Origin of the sequence: Trichococcus palustris, from assembly GCF_900114465.1 — a bacterium.
GTDB classification, from domain to species: Bacteria; Bacillota; Bacilli; order Lactobacillales; family Aerococcaceae; genus Trichococcus; species Trichococcus palustris.
The window spans coordinates 33329-53995 of the sequence record NZ_FOTD01000004.1; the positions used below are offsets into that span (position 1 = coordinate 33329).

Here is a 20667-nt window from a genome sequence, read left to right on the forward strand (position 1 = left end):
TCCCTATTATCCTATATTTGCCAACTATTGAATACGAATGCGTTTGGAACAGTGTTATTAGGGTCATATTTTTTCAATATGGCTTCGTAATCTTCTTTATAGTGATTGGTCACTTCCATTTGAGGGACGACTTTACTGGCTTCGTTTAAGAAATGGAATGAATCTCGACCCATTTCCATACCGCGAGTCGTATGCTTATCCAAAGCGAAGTCAGGCACCTCAGGAACATATCCCATAGCAAAACTTTTGATGACAATATTTTTTAGTAGATCTGTTGAGCGATCTTTTTCTGATTCAGTTAGGACGCGGATAGCATGAAAGAAAAACATTGCGCGATCGGCTTCATTGTAAGCAAATTCTTTTCGCATTTGGTTGAAGTTATTCACCATCACTGCAGCATTAGGATTTCCCATGCCAATGTCTTCAACAGAGATAGCTAACAGTCTGCGCCAAAGTTTTTCTTCGAATTGAGGCGAGGTGATGTACATTTCATATGCAAATTCACAAGCTTCTTTTGTCATACCGCGACGGATGCATTTTTGTAGACTTGAGATCACCTCATCTCCGTTCAAATTATTTCTCGTGGTTGTTCTAGCCCACGGATCAGCAATATACTTTTCTTTCATAGGTATCGTCTCCATTTCTTTTTCTTGTGATATGATAGGTTTTAAAGAGGTGATCAGTATGAATATTGAAAATTTGTCAAATAAATATAATTTAAATGAAACGGAAAAAAACATTCTCTTATTTATCGAAACACACGCGAAAGAAATCAAATCACTAGGGATCCGCGGTGTCGCGAAGCAGTGTTATACCTCGCCAGCTACTATCATCAATTTAGCCAAAAAAATGAATTTCTCTGGATACAGTGAGCTGGTTTTCAAAATCAAAGGAAATGAGGTAATGGACAAGGAACTTGCTTTGTCTGAAACGACGAAAACATTATTTTATAAAAAGTTAGCAGAACGCTACTATGAGGAATTTGAGAAGATAATGAATGATTATCAAGACAAAACGATCATGATTTTAGGTTCTGGTTTTTCTCAGATTATTGGCAATTATATAAATGAGTCTCTAATCATCAATGGCTTTCGAAGTATTTCGAATTCTCACTTAGAATTGATTCAAAAGGAGTATGCAAAAGAGACACTAATTATTGTAGTCACAGAATCAGGTGAAACGTCTCGATTAAAAGAATTAGTGAAACAAGCAAATGAAAATGAGATTGAGGTGTTAAGTTTCATTGGCAATGCGAATTCAGCTATTGCGGATTATTCCAGATTAGCTATAGCAACCAATGATAATATTCAATTTTCAAAGAATCCTCATGAACCACATCTTTTTTACGGATCTATTTTACTTATTTTCGAATTCCTGCTAAGCAAATATTTAAAGCAAACCATCAGCTGATAAATTCATCTTAACAGGTCAACAAGCGTTAGCCTAGCTTATCAGGCCATTCTAAAACCTGTTTTAAAATCTAAAAACACGTTCAAAACATTAAAAAATAGGAATACCTAGTTGCTTTACAAATGCAGAAAAACAAGGCAGCCGCCTCTCCAACGATGGATGAGGCGGCTGCCTTGTTTTTAGTCTGTAAAAATATGAAAAGCACGTATGTCGGCTGAACGAAGAGCGGGAAATGCGAAAGAGGCTGGACAAAAGTCCCAGCCTCTTTAGTGCTATTACCCAAAAAATACCCGTATCAACACAACAGCCATTAAAACCTGTATCACTCCAACAGCCAACCCATACAGCATGGCTTTCGGTCCTTCCTTGACGATGTCGGCGAATTTGACGCGCATGCCGATTGCGGCCAAGGCGGCGACTTCGAACTGCGAGCTGATTGCTTTCGAACCGGCCAGGACGGGTTCCGGCACGCTACCGAAGCTCCTGATAAGGAACAGGATGAGGAAACCGAAGATGAACCAAGGCACACCGACGGAAAGCTTAGCCTTTTCAGCCGGCTTGGCGATGTCGACGGCCGACCGCGAGAAGAGCGGCTCGCCGTCGACGGTGTTCATACGTCCATAAACGAGCGCCACACCAACCAACAGCAGCACGCGCATCAGCTTGAAGACAGTCGCCAAGGAGACGACCTCGTCATTCACCAACTTGGCGGAAGCGATGACTTGTCCGATCGATTGCACCGTTCCGCCGATCAGCGCGGAAGTCTGGATGGTTTCGCTCTTGTAGAGCAGGGCGGACAGTAGCGGCAAAAGGACCATCAGGAAAGTCCCGGTCACATTGACGATGGTGATGGATATGCCTTTTTCCTTGTCTTCGGCCTTCACGATCGGTGCTACGGTACCGATAGCGGAAGAACCGCAGACCGCATTTCCTGCACCCATCAACAGGGAGAACTTCTTGTTGAAGCCCAATGCCTTGCCCAGATGATAGGTGACGAAAATCGTCAGTCCCATCTGCAGGACGATGAAAAGCAAGCCTTTCGCACCGGCCGTCTTCAGCACCTGGAAGTCGAGGATCAGCCCGTTCAGGACGATGGCGTATTCTAGCAGTCGCTTTTCCGAAAATTTCGTCCCTTTGTCCAACTCGGGCCGGTTTAGGAGGGTGTTTCCCAAAAGAATACCCAGTAGGATGGCGATCAGGGCAGCTCCGAGCGTCGGTAGGAATCTCGCCAATAGCTGGCTCACGGCGGAAATGAGGATGCTCACGGCCAATCCTGGTAGGATGCCATCCAGCTCCTTTTTGATTGCGTTTATTTTCATGTGTTGCTTACACTCCCGTAAAATGACATATGATAGAGTTATTTTACCTGAAGTTTTGTATAAATAAAAATAATGATTTATTATATAGGTATAAGAATAACTAATGGGAGGATCCGCCATGCTGGATTACCGCTACAAAACCTTCTTGACGCTCGTCGAGGAGCTGAACTATACCCGCGCCGCCAAAAAGCTGAACATCACGCAACCGGCCGTCACGCAGCATATGCAACACCTGCAGCAGGAACTGGGCGTCCAGCTGTTCCGCTATGAGGGCAAACAGCTTATCGTCACGGAAAAAGGGAGATATCTCCAGGAACAACTCATCCTTCTGAATCAGGACGTGCAACGGATCCGGAAGCAGCTCACCCAGAATGATGATGCGCCGACCTTGTCTTTCGGTGCCACCTTGACGATCGGCGAGTATGTCATGCCGAGCCTGATCGGGAGCTATCTGGGGGCACATCCCCGCCACCACCTGTCGATGATTGTCGATAATACCGCCACTTTGGTCGAACTGATCAAGAAAGGAAAAATCGATTTCGCCCTCATCGAAGGGGATTTCAACCAAAGCCAGCTCGGTTTCGAAAAGTTCTCCGAGGAGCCCTTTATCGGCATCTGTTCAAAAGACAGCCCGTTATGGCGAAGAGAACAGCCCCTTTCGGCTATCTTCCAGGAGCATCTCTTCGTCCGGGAAGAGGGGTCGGGTTCGCGGCGGATACTGGAGAACGCTTTGTTGCAGGAGGGGACGAATCTCAGCAGTTTCGAACAATCGACCATCATCGGCAGCATCGGATCGATCAAAAATTTGGTAGGACAGAACCGTGGGATTTCTTTTCTGTACCGCATCTCCGTCCAAGAGGAACTGGAGAAGGGGACGCTGAAGGAAATCCCCATCCGCTACTTTGCCGTTTCGCACCCCTTCCATGTCATCCATCTGAAAGAGAACCGGGATTTGGATAAGCTGCGTCATTTTATGTCCTTTCAATCTAACAAATTTTAAAGTGTCCCGCTATCCTCATTTCGGGATATTTCCGCCTCTTTTCTTCCTCATCATTCGGCTTTACGGGGCTATTTTGTGTTTCCGCCAAAGCCACGTTGCGCGTACGTTCTTTTTCGCGAAAAAGGGCAGCGCTGGACGGTTCCAATCCAAATGCGCCGCTCTGTGAATAAGCCACTTGTCCAGCATTAAACCTTTGACAATAGGTGCGTAGTAGTGTAATTTACTATAGGGACTTTACGATAGAAGACAGCTTTTGCCTTCACGTCCGTGTGTCTGTGTAAAGCGATTCCCATAAGGAAAAGTGCACTAACAGAAAGAGGGAAAATAGAAATGAAAATTTTTGACTATGAAGACGTCCAATTAATTCCGAACAAGAGTATTGTTCAAAGCCGCTCAGAATGCGACACGACTGTAGTACTTGGAGGCCGCACGTTCAAATTGCCGGTGGTGCCTGCGAACATGCAGACCATCCTGGACGAAGAACTTGCAGAAAAATTAGCCAGAGAAGGTTATTTCTATATCATGCACCGTTTTGATGAAGCAAGCCGTTTGCCATTCATCCAATCTATGCATGCAAAAGGTTTGTTTGCTTCCATCAGCTTGGGAATCAAAGAAGCCGAATTCGATTTCGTAAATGAATTAGTGGCTAAAAAAGCCGTACCTGAATATACAACCATCGACGTGGCGCATGGCCATTCCGACGAAGTCATTCGCATGATCAAACACGTCAAAGAAGTGATGCCGGAAACATTCCTGATCGCCGGAAACGTCGGCACTCCTGAAGGCGTCCGTGAATTGGAAAACGCCGGAGCCGATGCTACAAAAGTAGGGATTGGACCTGGTAAAGTATGCACAACGAAAATTAAGACCGGTTTCGGGACAGGTGGTTGGCAATTGGCTGCAGTCAGCTGGTGTGCAAAAGCTGCCAGCAAACCGATCATCGCTGACGGCGGGGTCCGTACAAACGGAGATATCGCAAAATCGATCCGTTTCGGCGCAACCATGGTTATGGTAGGCTCGCTATTGGCAGGCCACGACGAATCACCGGGCCAAACCAAAGAAATCAACGGCAGACTGTACAAAGAATACTTCGGCAGTGCTTCCGAATATCAAAAAGGCCAGCGCAAGAACGTGGAAGGCAAGAAAATCTTGACGCCTTACCGCGGAACCATCGTCGATACATTGAACGAAATGCGTGAAGATCTGCAATCATCCATCTCTTATGCAGGTGGGAAAGACATCACTGCCATCCGCAAGTGCGACTATGTTTTGGTTAAAAACTCCATCTACAACGGCGACAGCAACCAAGGCATCATCGAAGCCGGCCGCAGCTCATTCGGCGAAGGCGATACGATCCTTTAAAACTGCAAAACTATTTCTGAACACAATCCATATAGAAAGAGACCCTTACATGAAAGTGTAGGGGTCTCTTTCTTGAAACAAAAGTTTATTTTTATAATTTTATTTATAGCGTAATAGGGAAATAGTTAAGCCTATGAACAAGATGGCAATGCCATAATGCTTGAAAAGCAGGCACAGTCAACTCATTTGTCAAAAATTAAAAGGATATTTGATTATGTATGCGTTTACATTATTAAAGCAGGGAAAACACAAAAAAGTACAATTTCGTATTTTTTATATATTTATAACGGAAAATTAACTTTTTGCGAAGGGTAATGTCAACATAAAATATATTTTGGATAATGGTAAATCCATTAGGAAATTAGCTTAATTGCAAAAAAACATTTAATTTAAACATATTTTAAAAATGAATGACGACAAATTGGATGAATATAACGAATTAAAGAGTTTTTTTTTACATTTTATCAGGAAATGGAAATCTGAAAAGAAGGATGCTATACTATGTTCAACAAAGGAAATTCTTTGTTGGCAGTACAACAGAAGTTTGAGAAACGACAAGGATGACGATCGGCCAAAGATTGTCATTGCCGCAAAAGACACTTGCTGGGGGTAGATTTGTATTAATCAATTAACATTGAAGCAGTCACATGCTATTTCTCTGGTAACCCATAGATGCGATCCTTTTCTCCGATTTACAAACCTTCATAATAATTAAACTGTTTTTACAAGAAGATGACTCATCCTCAATCAATGATGAAATTCCTCGCTACAAATAATGAATAATGCAATCTATTTTATGGGTTTGTCAGGAAAAACGTGGATGAAAAAACTGCTTCACGCAATCTGCAGGTTAGGACATAACTGTCCTGGCCTGTTTTTCCTTTTTCGAGAAGTCCGGGGCTGCCTGTGTTGGATTAACGAGCAAAGGGATACGGTCATCGATCGGCTCTGCGTACGTAATTTATCCTATAATTAACTTTTGCCACAGAAAGTGCTCACCTGGATTTGCACCTGAACAAACATCATACTTATCCTATTAACCAAATGATATTAGGGGAATACTTTGCTGGTGCTTTTGCCACTTGTTCATGCTGAATATCCTTGCTGGACAGGTTGGCATCAGTAGTGATTTCCTTTAAAAACAAACTACTGCTACCCATTACTCCTAGAACTATGGACAAAACAATAAACTTTTTCATGATAGCTACCCCTTTTCTGAAAAATATTTTTTCTTGATAATTACATTATAAAGAAGAGAAATGCAATCTGGTATAATTAGTCGTATAATACTATTAAAAAGAAGAAGGTGCAGCCAATGAAAAAAGAGTTCGGAGAAGTTCTTAAAGATATCAGGATAGATAGGGGGTATTCTCAACAGTATGTCGCAGAAGGCATTATGGGGCAATCAGCTTACTCAAAAATAGAAAGAAGTGAAATGGAACCTACTTTTCGAAAATGGTTGGCAATCCTGGAAAAACTGAATATTTCAGTAGATGAGTTCCGTTACATATTAAACAAAGAAGACTTGACCACAAAAGAAAAGCTAATCAATGAATTTTTCTCCTTGAATTATAATCACCTTGATGATTTAAAATGGCTTAAAGATGAGATAGTTGCCTACTTAAAGGAAGAGGAAGACTATCTGTTGAGAGACCTTTACTACGCATGTGAAAGCCTGATAGTTTTAAATGAAACTCAAAACGTAGAAAAAGCACAATTCTTTGCCAAAAAAATTTGGGAACGTATGGAGAAATTTGATAAATGGTATTTATTGGATATCCGATTAATAAACACCATATTATTTATTTTCCCGATTGATGTAGCCGTGAACATCGGTGAAAGAGTAACCGAACAATTAGTCCCTTACCATAATCTAAAGGAAGCTGAAATTCCATTGATCAATGTAGATATTAATTTAGCTGTTTTGCTGTTTGAGGATAAAAAATATCATGAAGCACTTTCCTACTTGGAAAAAGCGATTCCCTTATGCAAGAAATATCAAAAATATATTCAACTAGCACTTGCCTATGCCAGAAAAGGGATCATCTTACAAAAAACAGGGAAAATGGATGAAGGTGCCGAGCACATCGAGAAGGCATACGCTATATTAAACGCTATCGAAGACAGGAAACTAATAAATGACTTAGAAAAAGAAGTTTCGCATTACATGAGTATGTAATGCGAAACTTCTTTGGTTGCGTTCTGAAACGCAAGGCTTAAAATTGCTGTGTGCTTAGATGCGTTTCATCACACTCTCTATTAGTTGAGTTCTGAATTGCAGAGGATTCCGCCTAAGTGGTCTAGTCCGCATGGGCAAAATAAAAAGCCCAGCTTTCCAATAAGTTGGGCTTCGTAAACGTGTTCTGAAAGTCAACTCCGGCATGCGTTTCGCTTTTTTCTGTGGTTGCTCTGCGAGCAATCCTCAAAAAAGGTTCCAACGATCCGGAGCTAAACGACTTTCATCACACTCTCTATCATTACGGTCCTAAGAAGAATTGAACTTCCGACACCTCGTTTAGGAAACGAGTGCTCTATCCGCTGAGCTATAGGACCAATACAACACTAGTTATTTTCTCACTTATCCGGGTAATTGTCTAGACCATATTGACCGAAATTTCCGATTAAATGATAAAAAAAGCCTGAAAGGGGGCCTTCAGGCTTAAGAAGTGGGCAGAATCATTTGTTTTCCAGGGTATCGATGCGGGTTTCCAGCTCAGCGACAACCGATTGTAGGGAGGACACTTCTTCGTTAAGCGTGTCCACTTCGTGCTGGAGCATTTCGATGTCGGAGGGCACAACTTCACCTTTGTTCGGTTCGCTCAGCTGCTGGAACAGGAACGTAAGCCCAAAAATAAGCACGACCGCCCCGAATATGTACAGCCAACTTTTGCGCGAGGTATCCTTCGGGTTTCGCGTCGGCTTCAAATCTTCCAAGTTCTCAAGCGTTTTTTTTGTATCTCCCACAGGTAACACCTTACTTTCGTATAATGGCAGTATCTTCGTGTGATGATTTACCTTCATTATAGCCTATCGCCTGATGGAAAAAAAGCGAGGCCCCCTGCGGTAAGGAATTTTTAAATATTCCCGGCGAGCGCGGATGCTCCGACCAAGGAGACGTTCGCCGGGGAACAGAGTCTTCCGGGGTACCCAGCCCCGGCGAGGGGAATGTTAGCCGGGGCAGATTTATTTCCGGGCAACCGAACTCCGGCGAAGCCTAGCTGTCCGGAGGTGATATTTTTTTTTGTCTCTTCTCCGGCGAAAGTGCGGTTCACCGGAGAAACGCGGCTGCTCCGACCAAGGAGGCGTTCGCCGGGGAACGGAATCTTCCAGGGTACCCAGCTCCGGCGAGGGGAATGTTAGCCGGGGCAGATTTATTTCCGGGCAACCGAACTCCGGCGAAGCCTCGCTGTCCGGAGGTGATATTTTTTTGGATTCTCTTCTCCGGCGAAAGGGCGGTTCACCGGAGGAGCGCAGCTGCTCCGACCAAGGAGGCGTTCGCCGTGGAATGGAATCCTTCGGAGTGCACTGCTTCGATGAGCAATCTGTTGGCCGGAGGAGACTCGATTCCGGGCAACCGAACTCCGGCGAAGCCTAGCTGTCCGGAGGTGATATTTTTTTTGGATTCTCTTCTCCGGCGAAAGCCCGCTTCACCGGAGGAGTGCACACTTTCGCGGATAATCCACCGCCAGCCCCATCCACCATCCAAAAAAGCCTCCCCGTCGCCGGGGAGGCTCACATGCACTTAATAAATTAGAACGCCCAATCGCCATTGCGGAAGATTGGCATAATCGAACCGTCTTTGCGGATGCCGTCGACGTCCATATCGGGCGAACCGATCATGAAGTCAACGTGGATATTGGATCGGTTCAGGCCGGCTGCGGCCAATTCGTCTTGGGTCATCTCCGTGCCGCCGATGACGCTTGTTGCGTAGGCGGAGCCCAATGCCAAGTGGTTCGAAGCATTTTCGTCGAACAGCGTGTTGAAGAAGACGATGCCGGATTGGGAGATAGGGGATGGATCCGGAACAAGGGCAACTTCACCCAAGCTGCGCGCGCCATCGTTATCCCAGATCAGGTGCTGCAGAACATCATCGCCTTTTTCCGCAGAACAGGTTTCTACTTTTCCGTCTTTGAAGGTGAAAATCATGCCGTCGATGATGTTGCCGTTGTAGCTCAACGGTTTCGTCGATTTCACGACACCGTCGATTCTGCGGCCGTCCGGAGCCGAGAAGACCTCTTCCGTAGGCATGTTCGCGATGAAGTCTTCGCCCTGGGCATTGACGCTGCCGGCGGATTCCCACACGTGGTTTGCAGGCATGCCGACCGTCAAATCGGTGCCGGCTGGCGTTGTGTAATGCAAAGCATCGAATTGTTCGTCGTTCAACACTTGCGCTTTCGTCAACAGACGCGCTTCGTGTTCATCCCAGGCTTTCACTGGATCCGCCTCATAGATGCGGCACGTTTTGAAGATTTCGTTCCATAAGGCGTCGACTTGTTCCTCTTCGGTCGCCAATGCAGGGAATACTTTCGCAGCCCATTTCGCGCCGGCAGCGGAAGCGACCGTCCAAGAAACTTTGTTTGCTTGCGTGGCGATGCGTTGTTCGTGGAACGCCAAGCTGGCAGCCTTTGTGGCGGCAGCCAATTTCTTGCTGTCGACGCCGTTCAGTGCATCCGGATCGGAAGAGCGGACCGAAAGGCGGCTGGCTTTCTTCGCGATCAAATCAAGCGATTCATCGATTTTGTATTGTTCGATATTCGTCAGGCGTTCTTCGGAAGTATGCAAATATTTCTCGCGCGTGATTTCGTCGTCCGCCCATTTGACGATGACTTCTTCAGCGCCCAAGGCATAAGCCTCTTTTGTCAACAGACGGGCAAAGGGTGCCTGATCGACGTCGACGTTGATCAAAACCGTGTGGCCTTTTTGGACGTTGATCCCTTTTGAAACCAACAGTTTTGCGTATTTTTTTAGATTTTCTTCGAAATGTGGTAATACCATTTGCTCTTCACTCCTAAAATTTTCAATTATATAAGCAATATCATAGCACAAATGCAGGCGAAATGGCCAGAAGACGCACTTCCAAGCCTTCCAGAATGGCAAAACAATGCCCGCAAACGCAAAAAAAACCTCAGCCGAAGCTAAGGTTTAGTCTATTTAACCTTGGGGGGATTAAACAGAAGCAATCAAAGTAACTTCGATTGCATAAATATAATCTCATATTTCATAGGAGAACGCAACACTTTTCCAATTAAAAGTATCGAAATTGCCATCCTTGTTGCAATTTTGCTGTACCGGAAAATGCCCAGGAGGGTACCCGAAAGGCATCGCAGCATCGCCTTATGCTCATGCCGTTTCTTCTTCATCACCGAGCACCGCCAATGTCGTCTCCAGTTCGTGTTTCTTCTGCGCCAACTCTTCCATCACCTGTTCGACGCTGTCCTGCAGTTTCTTCAGGTTTTCGAGATTCTTCTCGATGATGGCTTTCGTGCCCCAATCGGAGAAGAGATTATCGAAGAAGATGTCCAGCGCACGCTGGGTGGAGGAGATGGTCTCCAGGTCAGTCTCATAGACGTAATCCAAGTCCTTCAATTCCCGCGCAAAACTGTAGACCGTCTGTTCCAGATGCAGGACCGAAGCCTCGGCCGCGTCCAGCTTGTCGTATTTCAGGAAATCCAGAATCCGTTTGCTGTCTGTGATCAGATCCCAGGCCGAGATGGATTCGGCCGCGTCCAGATTCGACACCATATCGGCGATTGCTTCCAGGACGCTGAAGCCCGCCTGCTGCGCCTCGTTCGTTTCCTTCCATTCGTGCTGAAGGGCGAGGATCTGCTGTTGCTGTTCGCTGATGACTTGCTGCATATCCGGATGCTTGTGCAGCAAGTCATCCCTGATGTTGCGCAGCCGCAGCTTCTTTTCCTCGATGTCGCACTCAATCTCCTTGATGTGCCGGATGGAGGCGATCTTCATTGCATAAGCCTTGTCGAACTCCACCTTGGCGCCGATGATTTCCTTGTATTCCTTCTGGTAGCGCCGGTCGAAGTTGCCGAAAAACTTCAGCAACGTATTGGACAGGCTGTCTGCGGTCAGCTTCTCCAAGTCGCGGTTCTGCTTCTCCAGGTTCGCTATCGCCTTATCGAGCTCCTCCTGATACGTCTTCAGGTTTTCTTCGGCGTTGAACAGCTTCCGCGCCAATGAACCCAACTGCAACATCAATATTTCATATTCCATGCCTACGTCCATCGGTAGGTACACCGCCTTTTTTTAAAAAAGGAAGAGCCAGAAACAGGGGTACCCCGGATACAGAACTCTTCCTTAATGTTTTATTTTTTTTTAAACGCTTCGACGATACTGTTGGAGAATTTTTGCAGGTTCGCAATGTCTTCCTCTTCCGCATTCAAGTCGATCTTCACGTTCTCAGCGCCGATTGTTGCGCCGACCTTTTTGAATTGCGCTTCGAAATCATCGACAGCCTTGCAGTAATATTCATAGAACGTATCCCCCGAACCGACCACACCGGCGATTTTTCCGGTAAAGTCGACGTCTTCCATATCTTCGTAGAAGTCCATGAATTCATCCGGCAGATCGCCGTCTGTACCGTATGTGTAGGTAGCGATGATGTTGATGTCATACTTCAAAAAGTCATCCGGTTCCACTTGGGTGCATTCCTTGACTTCGACTTCCACCCCTAAACCTTCCAGTTGATCCGCAACGATATCGGCGATTTCTTCCGTGTTCCCTGTCAAACTTGCGTATACGATTAATGCTGTTGCCATACTATTCCTTCTTTCATTGTACGATTCTCTTCATACCAAAAGTATACCAAAGTTCGACCGAAAAGGCAGTGAAAATGTCGGGAAATGCGATCCGAATCTTTCGACGCCCCAAAAAACCGGTGCAGCTGCAAGGCGGAACATCAAAAAGACATCTGAAAACGGAAATGTCTGTTGAAAAAAAGGTTGGAACCGTTATAATGGAAAGGCATACACAAAGTACCATTGGAGGATGACAATGATAGCTGAATATACAGAACATACAATAGAGGAAAACGAAGATCATTTCCATTACACAGTAGGGGTGGAGGCTGGCGGCACCGTGACGCGAGCGATCGCCTACAACCGAAACGGCGAAGAAATCGCATCCGTCGAGACGGGCTTCGGCAATCCGCATCTGAACAGGGAAGAGGCATTCCTGAACATCGAATCAGCCATCCAAACGATTTTGAGCGACACGGGCATCGAATCCTGCCGCGGGATTCTGCTTGGTGTGGCCGGATTGGACGAAACCCAGTCGCGGGAGGAGTTGGAGGAGCAGTACGCAGACTTGCCCATCCCGATCGTCGTAGTGAACGATGCCCAGCTGGCATACTACGCCAAGCTGAAGCACGAGGACGGCATCATCGCCGTGGCGAATATCGGCTCGATCCTGTTCGCAAAAAAAGACGGGAAGTTCATCCGCCATGGCGGATGGGGGGATCGATTGGGCGATGAAGGGAGCAGCTTCGACATCGTCAAAAAGGCCGTCCAACAAATGCTGAAACGCAAGGAAGAAGGGCACGGTCCGTCACCGCTTGACCGCGAACTGCTGGAGAGCTTCGGCGCGACGAATGTCTTCGAACTGGTCAGTAACTTTTACGGCAACACCAAGGATTATATCCTTTCCCATGCGGCGGTCATCACCCGCAGCCGCGAACCGGAAGCCATCGCCTTGATGGAGGATGCCGGCAGAACCATCGCAACGGCCATCGACCGGTTGGCGCGCCAAGTCGGCTTCGGCGAAGAGCTGCTGCTGGGAAGCAACGGCACCGTCATGAACAACGGCATCATCGCCAAGACCGTCACCGAATCCTTGGAGGGAGCGGGCTACCGCGTCACCAACGTCCGCAAAGACGTCGATCCGACGATTGGCGCCTACCATTATTTCTACGGACAATGACTACCATATATCAAAAATGATAAATACCGTCGCATGGAGCGAAAGCTTCCGTGCGGCGGTGTTTTTTCGATCCATTCCCGGAAGACCCCGCGCTCCTCCGGTGAACCGCATTTTCGCCGGAGAAGAGACTCCCCAAAAAATATTACCTCCGGACATCTAGGCTTCGCCGGAGTTCGGTCGCCTGAAAATAAATCTACTCCGGCCAACATTCGCCTTGCCGGAGATGGGTATCCCGAAAGATTCCGTTCTCCGCTCAACTCCTCCTTGGTAGGAGCATCCGCGCTCCTCCAGTGAAGCGCACTTTCGCCGGAGAAGAGACTCCTAAAAAAATATTACCTCCGGACACAGCTAGGCTTCGCCGGAGTTCGGCCGCCCGGAAATAAATCTGTTCCGGCCAATATTTCCCTCGCCAGAGCAGGGTACCCCTGAAGGTCCCGTTCCCCGGCGAACGCTTCCTTGGTCGGAGCATCCGCGCTCCTCCGGTGAACCACACTTTCGCCGGAGAAGAGACTCCCCAAAAAATATTACCTCCGGACAGCTAGGCTTCGCCGGAGTTCGACCGCCCGGAAATAAATCTGTTCCGGCCAACATTTCCCTCGCCGGAGCAGTGTTGTTCTTTGGTAAAGACATCCTTGTCGGATCTACTTTATCGCAAAAGGCAAGAACTCCGGTGAAGCCAACGTTCACCGGAGTTCTTGCCTTTCACCATTATCTATGGATTATACATAGTAGCGTCCATGTCCTTTACCAATGGGACGATAACTGCTCCTGAGTATGCGGTAGACGCAATCTTTGTTTGCCACGCCGCACCAATCCGCTATGCGGACGGTTGTGATCTTTTCATTCGGAAACAGCAAACGGAATTCTTCAACATTCTGTTTGATTATATTTGTAGCACTCGACTTCTTCTTGCACACCGGACAAAGGACGGATTTTCCTCCTTTGAAATGCACTGCCGATCCGCAAGCATAACAAACTAATTCTTTATGGAGTTTTTCGTAGCAGAATTCTGGCATCTCGTCCACAAAGTTGTCCGGATTGTGCAGCTTTTTCAACATATCTGCCAGTCGGCTTTGTTCCGGTTCCAACTTGCCTTTCAGTTGGAGCGTCTTGAAATAATGCGGTAACTGACTAGGAAGCAGATAATCCTCATTTCGCTGCGCACCCAACAGTGTAAACTCCGGGTTGACGTAGGCAATATACGCCTCAATTCGCATCTGAATTCTCAAAGCAGCAAGTAGAATTTCCAATCTGGCTCTGGTTTTCTGCAACTGCAGTGTCGGATTTTCCAAGGTAACACCTGTTGTTTTGGTAAATGTCACTGGCCCCCAATAATGCACACCTTGATAGTTTTTCACTTCAAATAGCAATATTCTGTCGGAACAAATCACCAATGAATCAATCTGGAAGATGGATCGATTATGTTTCAACAGCAAATCGTTCAGCACCAGACAGTGCGAATCGAGCGCATCGGTGTACTCGTCAAATCGGCATTCGCCTTCAAACCCTTTCTTCAGACTCATATAGTATTGATAATCGTCATTACTCAGTTTCATGCGCCTATACAATGCTTCGTAAATATCGAGAAGTCGCGGTTTAGCTCGTTCTTTGTATGCGATAGTGCTCACCTCTTATCCTTGTTCACCATTAATATACGTCAATAGCGAACAATTGCTTCAGTATTTGGATGAACATATTCCGACAAGAAAGGTTTTGACAGGGATTGAATGTTTTGCTGACATAGCTTCTCCGGTGAACCACACTTTCGCCGGAGAAGAGACTCCAAACAAAATATTACCTCCGGACAGTTAGGCTTCGCCGGAGTTCGGTCGCCCGGGAACGAGTCTCCTCCGGCCAACATTCCCCACGCCGGAGCAGGGTATCCCGGAAGACTCCGTTCCCCGGCGAACGCCACCTTGGTCGGAGCATCCGCGCTTCTCCGGTGAAGTGCACTTTCGCCGGAGAAGAGACTCCAAAAAAATATTACCTCCGGACAGCTAGGCTTCGCCGGAGTTCGTCCGCCCGGAAACGAGTCTCCTCCGGCCAACATTCCTCCCATCGGAGCAGAATCATTACCGGCAACCTCAACTCCGGGGAACCCACGGTTCACCGGAGCACGCGGCGGCCCCAACACGGTCGCCGCTGTGCCGGGATTCTTCTGCTTGTGCAAAAAAGTTTTAACAAAACCGACACATATCGCTTTACAAATTATACCTACCGGGGTATTATAGTGACAACAAAACAAAAAACATAAAACTTTGTGAAATGAGGATTATATATATGAAACGTAAAATTGTGATCATCGGCGGCGTGGCCGGCGGAGCTACTGCAGCGGCGCGCTTGAGAAGACTGAATGAGGAAGACGAAATCGTCATCTTCGAGAAGGGCGAATACATTTCCTTCGCGAACTGCGGCTTGCCGTACTACATCGGCGGCACCATCCAAGAACGCGATAACCTGTTGCTGGAAACGGTCGGCGGCATGGCGAAAAAATTCAATGTCGACATCAAGAACTTCAGCGAAGTCATAAAAATCAACCGCGACAAGAAAACAATCTCGGTCAAAAATGTGCAAACAAACACAATTACAGAGGAAAGCTACGACAAATTGATCATCTCGACCGGCGCAAAGCCCATCAAACCGGCAATCGACGGCATCAACAAAGCGGAGAACGTTTTCACATTGCGTAACATTCCTGATATGGACAAGATCAAAGCTTATATCAACGAGCACCAAGTCAAGAAAGCAACCGTCATCGGCGGCGGCTTCATCGGCCTGGAAATGATGGAAAACCTATGGGATTTGGGCATCCAAGTATCGTTAGTGGAAATGAGCGACCAGGTCATGGCACCGATCGACTTCGAGATGGCGCAATCCGTCCACGCCCACATCGACATGCACAACGTCAACTTGATCTTGAATGACGGCGTCAAAGCCTTCGAAAATAACGGCTCGCAAGTCCGTTTGAACAGCGGAAAAGTCATTCCGACCGACATGACCATCCTGTCCATCGGCGTGATGCCGGAAAACAATTTGGCTCTCGATGCAAAATTGGAAACGGGCGTAAGAGGCGCCATCGTCGTCAACGACCAGCTGCAGACATCCGATCCGGATATCTTTGCTGTAGGGGATGTCATCGAAGTAACAGACTTCGTCAACGGCAGCCCGACCGTCGTGCCATTGGCTTGGCCGGCTAACCGCCAAGGCCGCTTGGTGGCTGACCACCTGAACGGCATGGACGTCCGCTACAAAGGCACGATGGGAACATCGGTTGCGAAAGTATTTGAATTGACCGTTGCGTCAGCCGGAAACAACGAAAAGACATTGAAACGCGTAGGCACCGACTATAAAGTGGTCCATATCCACCCGAACTCACACGCGGGCTACTATCCAGGGGCTTCCCCGTTGGACATCAAATTGTTGTTCGGCTTGGACGGCAAGATTTTGGGTGTGCAGGCAGTAGGGATGGAAGGCGTCGAAAAACGCGTCGACGTCATCGCGACAGCCATGAAACTTGGCGCGACCGTCTACGATTTGCCGGATTTGGAATTGGCATACGCACCGCCTTATTCATCCGCCAAAGATCCAGCAAACATCGCCGGCTATGTGGCTTCCAACATCTTGGAAGGTACGATTGATACTTTCCAATGGCATGAAGTGGATGTCCTAATCAAAAAAGGCGCCTTCCTGTTGGATGTCCGCGAAGACTTTGAATGGGCGACCGGTGTCCTGGGCAATGCCTACACGATCCCATTGGGTGATATCCGCGACCGCATGAGCGAATTGCCGAAAGACGAAACCATCTACGTGTTCTGCCAAGTCGGCCACCGCGGCTACAACGCAGCCCGCATCCTGATGCAAAACGGCTTCACCGTCAAGAATCTGGACGGCGGCTTCAAGACGTACAAACAAGCCAATACGACTTTGACTTATAAAGAGGAAATTCCGGAAGCAGCTGTACATGTGCAGCCTGCCCATGCGACCGCACCGGCACAAGCAGCAGCCAACACGATCCAAGTCGATGCCTGCGGACTGCAATGCCCAGGCCCAATCCTGAAGGTGAAGGAAAATATGGACAAGATGGTTGACGGCCAAGAATTGATCATCGAAGCTTCCGACTTCGGCTTCCTGAGCGATATCGCTTCATGGACGAAGAACACCGGCAACACCTTGATCTCGAAAGAAATCGACGGCAAAATCGTGCGCGCCCACATCTCTAAAGGGAAAACGGCTCCTGCAGTTCCAGCAACACCGGTAGCCGGCTTCAACCCGACAGCGATGGCGGCCCAAGCAGCGCAAGCACCAGTCCTGCAGGAAACAAAAGACGGCGCGACGATGGTTGTCTTCAGTGGAGACTTGGACAAAGCCTTGGCCTCCTTCATCATCGCCAACGGAGCGGCAGCGTACGGCAAACAAGTGACGATGTTCTTTACTTTCTGGGGCTTGAACGTCATCAAGCGTCCGGAAAGAGTGAACGTGGCGAAACGCGGCATGGAAAGAATGTTCGACATCATGTTGCCGAACCACGCCGGCCAATTGCCAATCTCGAAAATGAACATGAGCGGTGTGGGATCGAAGATGATCCAAGCTGTCATGAAACAAAAGAACGTCGACAGCCTGCCGGTCATGATCGCCCAAGCGCAAAAAATGGGCGTGAAGATGGTAGCCTGCACGATGAGCATGGACATCATGGGCATCAAAGAGGAAGAAATCATCGCCGGCGTAGACTTCGGCGGCGTAGCAACCTACATCGGCGACACGATGGATGCAAACTTGAATTTGTTCATCTAATAAGATTAATCCGGGAAATGGAAGAGTACCCCATACCCATGCAATGACAAAAGAAGCCTTCCCGACAAACCATTTGGTCGTCGGGAAGGCTTCTTTGTCTATAGGCATACAACTAGGAGATTCGGATAAAACCATTTATGATGGAAATAGATAAGCAACAACAAATGGATATGCATAAGGAGGGATACACCATGAGCATCGGCTATGCTTGTCTGAACATCGGGACACCGGGCACCAAGATGAGAAGCGTGATGCAGCGCAATGCAACAGCCGAGAAGCTGACGGAAATGACCGCTCACAATCTCGCCGCGTTGGAGAAGATGATCGACTACAACTGGAAGAACAACATCAAGCTGTTTCGCATCAGTTCGGATTTGATCCCGTTTGGCTCCAGCCCAGTCAATAGGTTTCCCTGGTGGGATATCCACCAGGAGGCATTCCGAAGCATCGGGGCGAAGATAGAGAAGAGCGGGATGCGGGTGTCCTTCCATCCGGGACAATACACCGTCCTGAACTCGCCGACAGAGGATGTCGTGGCGCGCGCCATCCTGGAGTTGGACTACCACAACAAAATGCTCGAGTATCTGGGTGTCGGCAACGCACACAAAATCGTCCTGCACGTCGGCGGCATCTACGGAGACAAGACGGCCGCCATGGAACGCTTCGCCGCGAACTTCGAAAGTCTGTCGGATGCCGTCAAGCACCGGCTAGTCATCGAGAACGATGACCAGCTCTACAACATCGAAGAAGTGTTGGAACTTGCGAACCGGTTGGAAATACCGGCGGTTTTCGACAATTTGCACCATGCCGTCAACCCACCGCCAGCCGGAGGAACGGACAGCTACTGGACCCGCGAAGCCGGCAAGACTTGGAAGGAAGAGGACGGCAAACAAAAGATCCATTATTCCCAACAGGCTCCCGGGAAACGGCCCGGTGCACATACCGATACCATCGTCTTGGACACATTCCTTACTTTCTACGAAAAGTTGGAAGACAAACAGATTGACATCATGCTGGAAGTGAAGGACAAGAACCTTTCCGCCGTCAAATGTGTCAATGCGATACTTCCCGAAAAAAGGCTATCCTTGCTGGAGAAGGAGTGGGGCCGCTACAAGTACACCATCCTCGAAAAATCGGCGGCTGATTACCAATCGATCCGGACGCTCTTGAAGGACAAGACCGCCTATCCGGTTGTAGAGTTCTACCGGCTGATCGAGGATGCCCTCGCCAAGGAAACCCTCCCGGGCAGTGCCGAGAATGCAGCTTTGCACGTATGGGGCTACTTCAAGAATAATGTTACCGAAAAGGAGAGGGACCAGTTCCGGAAAAAATTGGACAACTACCGCAACGGCACAGGTAGCCTCGGTACGGTAAAACGTCAGTTGTTCAAATTAGCGATTGAGCATGAAGAGAAGTATTTACTGCAATCGTTGTATTTCTATTTCGACTGAACCCAATCAAAGAAAAATCAAACCCGGGCACGTTCCAATGCCTTGGCTTGATTTTTTTCAGTATTCAGATGTTAATCTATCACAGAAATCCTATGATAACCCGGCGCCACGCCCCGAACTCCGGCGAGAGCCGGTTCCGCCGGAGAAGAGTACACCCGTAAATCCGCAACTCCGATGAGCACCCGTTCACCGGAGGACAGGCTTCACACACGCCCCATCTCCGGCCAGCAATCGCTCACCGGAGAAAACCGATCACCGGCAATTGCAACTCCGGCGAACGTACTGTTCGTCGGAGCACACGACGCCACGCCCCGAACTCCGGCGAGAGCCGGTTCCGCCGGAGAAGAGTACACCCGTAAACCCGCAACTCCGATGAGCACCCGTTCACCGGAGGACAGGCCACGCCCATGCCCCCATCTCCGGCCAGCAATCGCTCACCGGAGAAAACCTATCACTGGCATCCCCACCTCCGGCGAACGTACTGTTCGTCGGAGCACGGCAACACCACACTGGCAGACGAAAGAATGCAAATACTGGAGCGCTGATATTTCTTCCCGAATAGGACATTCCTGAAAGAATTCTCCATCAGTTAAGAAAATATCTGAACAACAACATCATTTAAATAACCAAATAATCGGGTCATCTTATTGTTTTGACCCATTTATTTGGTTATGATGGAGTCAAACAAACGGAGGATTTGCTATGTCTTCTGCACTTAAACTATCTGAATTGGAAAATTTCCTTAAACAGAATCAATTAGTGACGACACAACAACTTTTAGAATTTTATCGGACTTTTGAACCGGACTTAAAAGTTAATACGTTGCGTTGGCGCATTTATCATTTGAAGCAAGCGAACATCATTTATAGTCCGAAAAGAGGGGTCTTCGCTTTGCAGGAAAAGAAGGTATTTATGCCTGAACAGACAGAAAATATGAAGGATCTGGCACGGCTGATCCAAGAAAAGTATCCTTATGTCAATTTTTCTTTATATCCTACTGAGTGGCTGGCGGGTCTTACAGGACATATGTATCAGTCCAAAAATATCATTTTGGAAGTGGATATAGATGCGTTGGATTCCGTTTTTCATTTTGTGAAAGATCGATACCCAAATGTATATCTTAGTCCGGATAAAGGGATTTATGATCTCTATACATCGCCTCGCGAGGAAAATATCATCGTCAATAGACTATATGTAGATGCCCCTTTGAATCGAATACGAGGGAATTATCATCTGCCGAAGCTGGAAAAATTGTTGATTGATCTCATTGTCAATGAGCCCATTATATTGCCTATTGGCGTATCCGAAGTGAAAACAATCCTCACCAATGCACGCAGTAGTACAACTTAAATTATTCAACCATTTTGCGATGCGCTAGAAAAAGGCGCGTTGAAAAGAAACTGAT

At 47.5% G+C, this 20667-nt stretch carries 16 protein-coding genes and 1 tRNA gene; 8 read left to right on the forward strand and 9 right to left on the reverse strand.

The genetic code is table 11. The features are described from left to right. Positions 1–11: 11 nt before the first annotated feature. Positions 12–626 carry an AAA family ATPase gene (locus BM101_RS03800; RefSeq protein ID WP_087033555.1) on the reverse strand — a complete coding sequence of 205 codons (615 nt, stop codon included), beginning with the start codon at positions 624–626 and terminating at the stop codon, positions 12–14. 58 nt (positions 627–684) lie between these two features. Here BM101_RS03800 and BM101_RS03805 point away from each other — a divergent pair, with 58 nt between their 5' ends. Beyond that, positions 685–1410, forward strand: coding sequence for a MurR/RpiR family transcriptional regulator (locus BM101_RS03805; protein ID WP_177194357.1), 726 nt, complete (start codon positions 685–687; stop codon positions 1408–1410). A gap of 275 nt (positions 1411–1685) precedes the next feature. Here BM101_RS03805 and BM101_RS03810 read toward each other — a convergent pair whose 3' ends face one another. Next, entirely contained in the window at positions 1686–2729 is a 1044-nt protein-coding gene (locus BM101_RS03810; protein WP_087033557.1) for a YeiH family protein, read from the reverse strand. A gap of 118 nt (positions 2730–2847) precedes the next feature. On the opposite strand from BM101_RS03810, the gene BM101_RS03815 reads away from it, so the two are divergent. Together BM101_RS03815 and BM101_RS03820 are read left to right on the forward strand one after the other, a co-directional pair. Further along, entirely contained in the window at positions 2848–3729 is an 882-nt protein-coding gene (locus tag BM101_RS03815) for a LysR family transcriptional regulator (protein ID WP_087033558.1), read from the forward strand. A gap of 330 nt (positions 3730–4059) precedes the next feature. After that, the gene (locus BM101_RS03820; protein WP_087033559.1) at positions 4060–5091 is read left to right on the forward strand and encodes a GMP reductase; all 1032 of its coding nucleotides are present in this window, start codon (positions 4060–4062) and stop codon (positions 5089–5091) included. Between the two features lie 1028 nt (positions 5092–6119). Here BM101_RS03820 and BM101_RS14035 read toward each other — a convergent pair. After that, complete coding sequence (locus BM101_RS14035; RefSeq protein ID WP_177194358.1) at positions 6120–6290, reverse strand: hypothetical protein; 171 nt, start codon at positions 6288–6290, stop codon at positions 6120–6122. A 116-nt stretch (positions 6291–6406) separates the two neighbouring features. Here BM101_RS14035 and BM101_RS03825 point away from each other — a divergent pair, with 116 nt between their 5' ends. Next, positions 6407–7270, forward strand: coding sequence for a helix-turn-helix domain-containing protein (locus tag BM101_RS03825; RefSeq protein ID WP_087033560.1), 864 nt, complete (start codon positions 6407–6409; stop codon positions 7268–7270). 301 nt (positions 7271–7571) lie between these two features. On the opposite strand, the gene BM101_RS03830 is transcribed toward BM101_RS03825, so the two are convergent. The 5 genes from BM101_RS03830 to BM101_RS03855 all read right to left on the reverse strand — a co-directional run bounded on the left by BM101_RS03830 (position 7572) and on the right by BM101_RS03855 (position 11861). Beyond that, positions 7572–7644 (reverse strand) — tRNA-Arg (locus BM101_RS03830). A gap of 123 nt (positions 7645–7767) precedes the next feature. Next, positions 7768–8055, reverse strand: coding sequence for a coiled-coil domain-containing protein (locus BM101_RS03835; RefSeq protein ID WP_143084416.1), 288 nt, complete (start codon positions 8053–8055; stop codon positions 7768–7770). A 786-nt stretch (positions 8056–8841) separates the two neighbouring features. Continuing rightward, the gene (locus BM101_RS03845) at positions 8842–10086 is read right to left on the reverse strand and encodes an aminopeptidase (protein ID WP_087033563.1); all 1245 of its coding nucleotides are present in this window, start codon (positions 10084–10086) and stop codon (positions 8842–8844) included. Between the two features lie 345 nt (positions 10087–10431). Beyond that, positions 10432–11328, reverse strand: a complete 897-nt coding sequence (locus BM101_RS03850; protein ID WP_087033564.1) for a hypothetical protein — start codon at positions 11326–11328, stop codon at positions 10432–10434. A gap of 80 nt (positions 11329–11408) precedes the next feature. Further along, positions 11409–11861, reverse strand: a complete 453-nt coding sequence (locus tag BM101_RS03855) for a flavodoxin (RefSeq protein WP_087033565.1) — start codon at positions 11859–11861, stop codon at positions 11409–11411. A gap of 235 nt (positions 11862–12096) precedes the next feature. Here BM101_RS03855 and BM101_RS03860 point away from each other — a divergent pair, with 235 nt between their 5' ends. Then, positions 12097–13020, forward strand: coding sequence for a BadF/BadG/BcrA/BcrD ATPase family protein (locus tag BM101_RS03860; protein ID WP_177194359.1), 924 nt, complete (start codon positions 12097–12099; stop codon positions 13018–13020). A 719-nt stretch (positions 13021–13739) separates the two neighbouring features. On the opposite strand, the gene BM101_RS03870 is transcribed toward BM101_RS03860, so the two are convergent. Continuing rightward, the gene (locus BM101_RS03870; RefSeq protein WP_087033568.1) at positions 13740–14576 is read right to left on the reverse strand and encodes a nuclease-related domain-containing protein; all 837 of its coding nucleotides are present in this window, start codon (positions 14574–14576) and stop codon (positions 13740–13742) included. Between the two features lie 724 nt (positions 14577–15300). Here BM101_RS03870 and BM101_RS03880 point away from each other — a divergent pair. From BM101_RS03880 to BM101_RS03890, 3 genes are all read left to right on the forward strand, one after another. Next, complete coding sequence (locus tag BM101_RS03880) at positions 15301–17811, forward strand: CoA-disulfide reductase (protein ID WP_087033570.1); 2511 nt, start codon at positions 15301–15303, stop codon at positions 17809–17811. A 137-nt stretch (positions 17812–17948) separates the two neighbouring features. Next, a complete protein-coding gene (gene uvsE / locus BM101_RS03885) occupies positions 17949–19262 on the forward strand; it encodes a UV DNA damage repair endonuclease UvsE (RefSeq protein ID WP_256212119.1) in 1314 nt (437 codons plus the stop codon). 702 nt (positions 19263–19964) lie between these two features. Next, entirely contained in the window at positions 19965–20612 is a 648-nt protein-coding gene (locus BM101_RS03890; protein WP_245825781.1) for a winged helix-turn-helix domain-containing protein, read from the forward strand. The last annotated feature ends 55 nt before the right edge of the window (positions 20613–20667 follow it).

Bases quoted from the DNA above. Each gene is read 5' to 3' on its own strand.
- BM101_RS03810 (WP_087033557.1), bottom strand. From the start codon at position 2,729: ATGAAAATAAACGCAATCAAAAAGGAGCTGGATGGCATCCTACCAGGA.
- BM101_RS03890 (WP_245825781.1), top strand. From the start codon at position 19,965: ATGTCTTCTGCACTTAAACTATCTGAATTGGAAAATTTCCTTAAACAG.
- BM101_RS03880 (WP_087033570.1), top strand. From the start codon at position 15,301: ATGAAACGTAAAATTGTGATCATCGGCGGCGTGGCCGGCGGAGCTACT.
- BM101_RS03860 (WP_177194359.1), top strand. From the start codon at position 12,097: ATGATAGCTGAATATACAGAACATACAATAGAGGAAAACGAAGATCAT.
- BM101_RS03805 (WP_177194357.1), top strand. From the start codon at position 685: ATGAATATTGAAAATTTGTCAAATAAATATAATTTAAATGAAACGGAA.
- uvsE (WP_256212119.1), top strand. From the start codon at position 17,949: ATGATGGAAATAGATAAGCAACAACAAATGGATATGCATAAGGAGGGA.
- BM101_RS03800 (WP_087033555.1), bottom strand. From the start codon at position 626: ATGAAAGAAAAGTATATTGCTGATCCGTGGGCTAGAACAACCACGAGA.
- BM101_RS03845 (WP_087033563.1), bottom strand. From the start codon at position 10,086: ATGGTATTACCACATTTCGAAGAAAATCTAAAAAAATACGCAAAACTG.
- BM101_RS03850 (WP_087033564.1), bottom strand. From the start codon at position 11,328: ATGGACGTAGGCATGGAATATGAAATATTGATGTTGCAGTTGGGTTCA.
- BM101_RS03870 (WP_087033568.1), bottom strand. From the start codon at position 14,576: ATGAAACTGAGTAATGACGATTATCAATACTATATGAGTCTGAAGAAA.
- BM101_RS03820 (WP_087033559.1), top strand. From the start codon at position 4,060: ATGAAAATTTTTGACTATGAAGACGTCCAATTAATTCCGAACAAGAGT.
- BM101_RS14035 (WP_177194358.1), bottom strand. From the start codon at position 6,290: ATGAAAAAGTTTATTGTTTTGTCCATAGTTCTAGGAGTAATGGGTAGC.
- BM101_RS03855 (WP_087033565.1), bottom strand. From the start codon at position 11,861: ATGGCAACAGCATTAATCGTATACGCAAGTTTGACAGGGAACACGGAA.
- BM101_RS03815 (WP_087033558.1), top strand. From the start codon at position 2,848: ATGCTGGATTACCGCTACAAAACCTTCTTGACGCTCGTCGAGGAGCTG.
- BM101_RS03825 (WP_087033560.1), top strand. From the start codon at position 6,407: ATGAAAAAAGAGTTCGGAGAAGTTCTTAAAGATATCAGGATAGATAGG.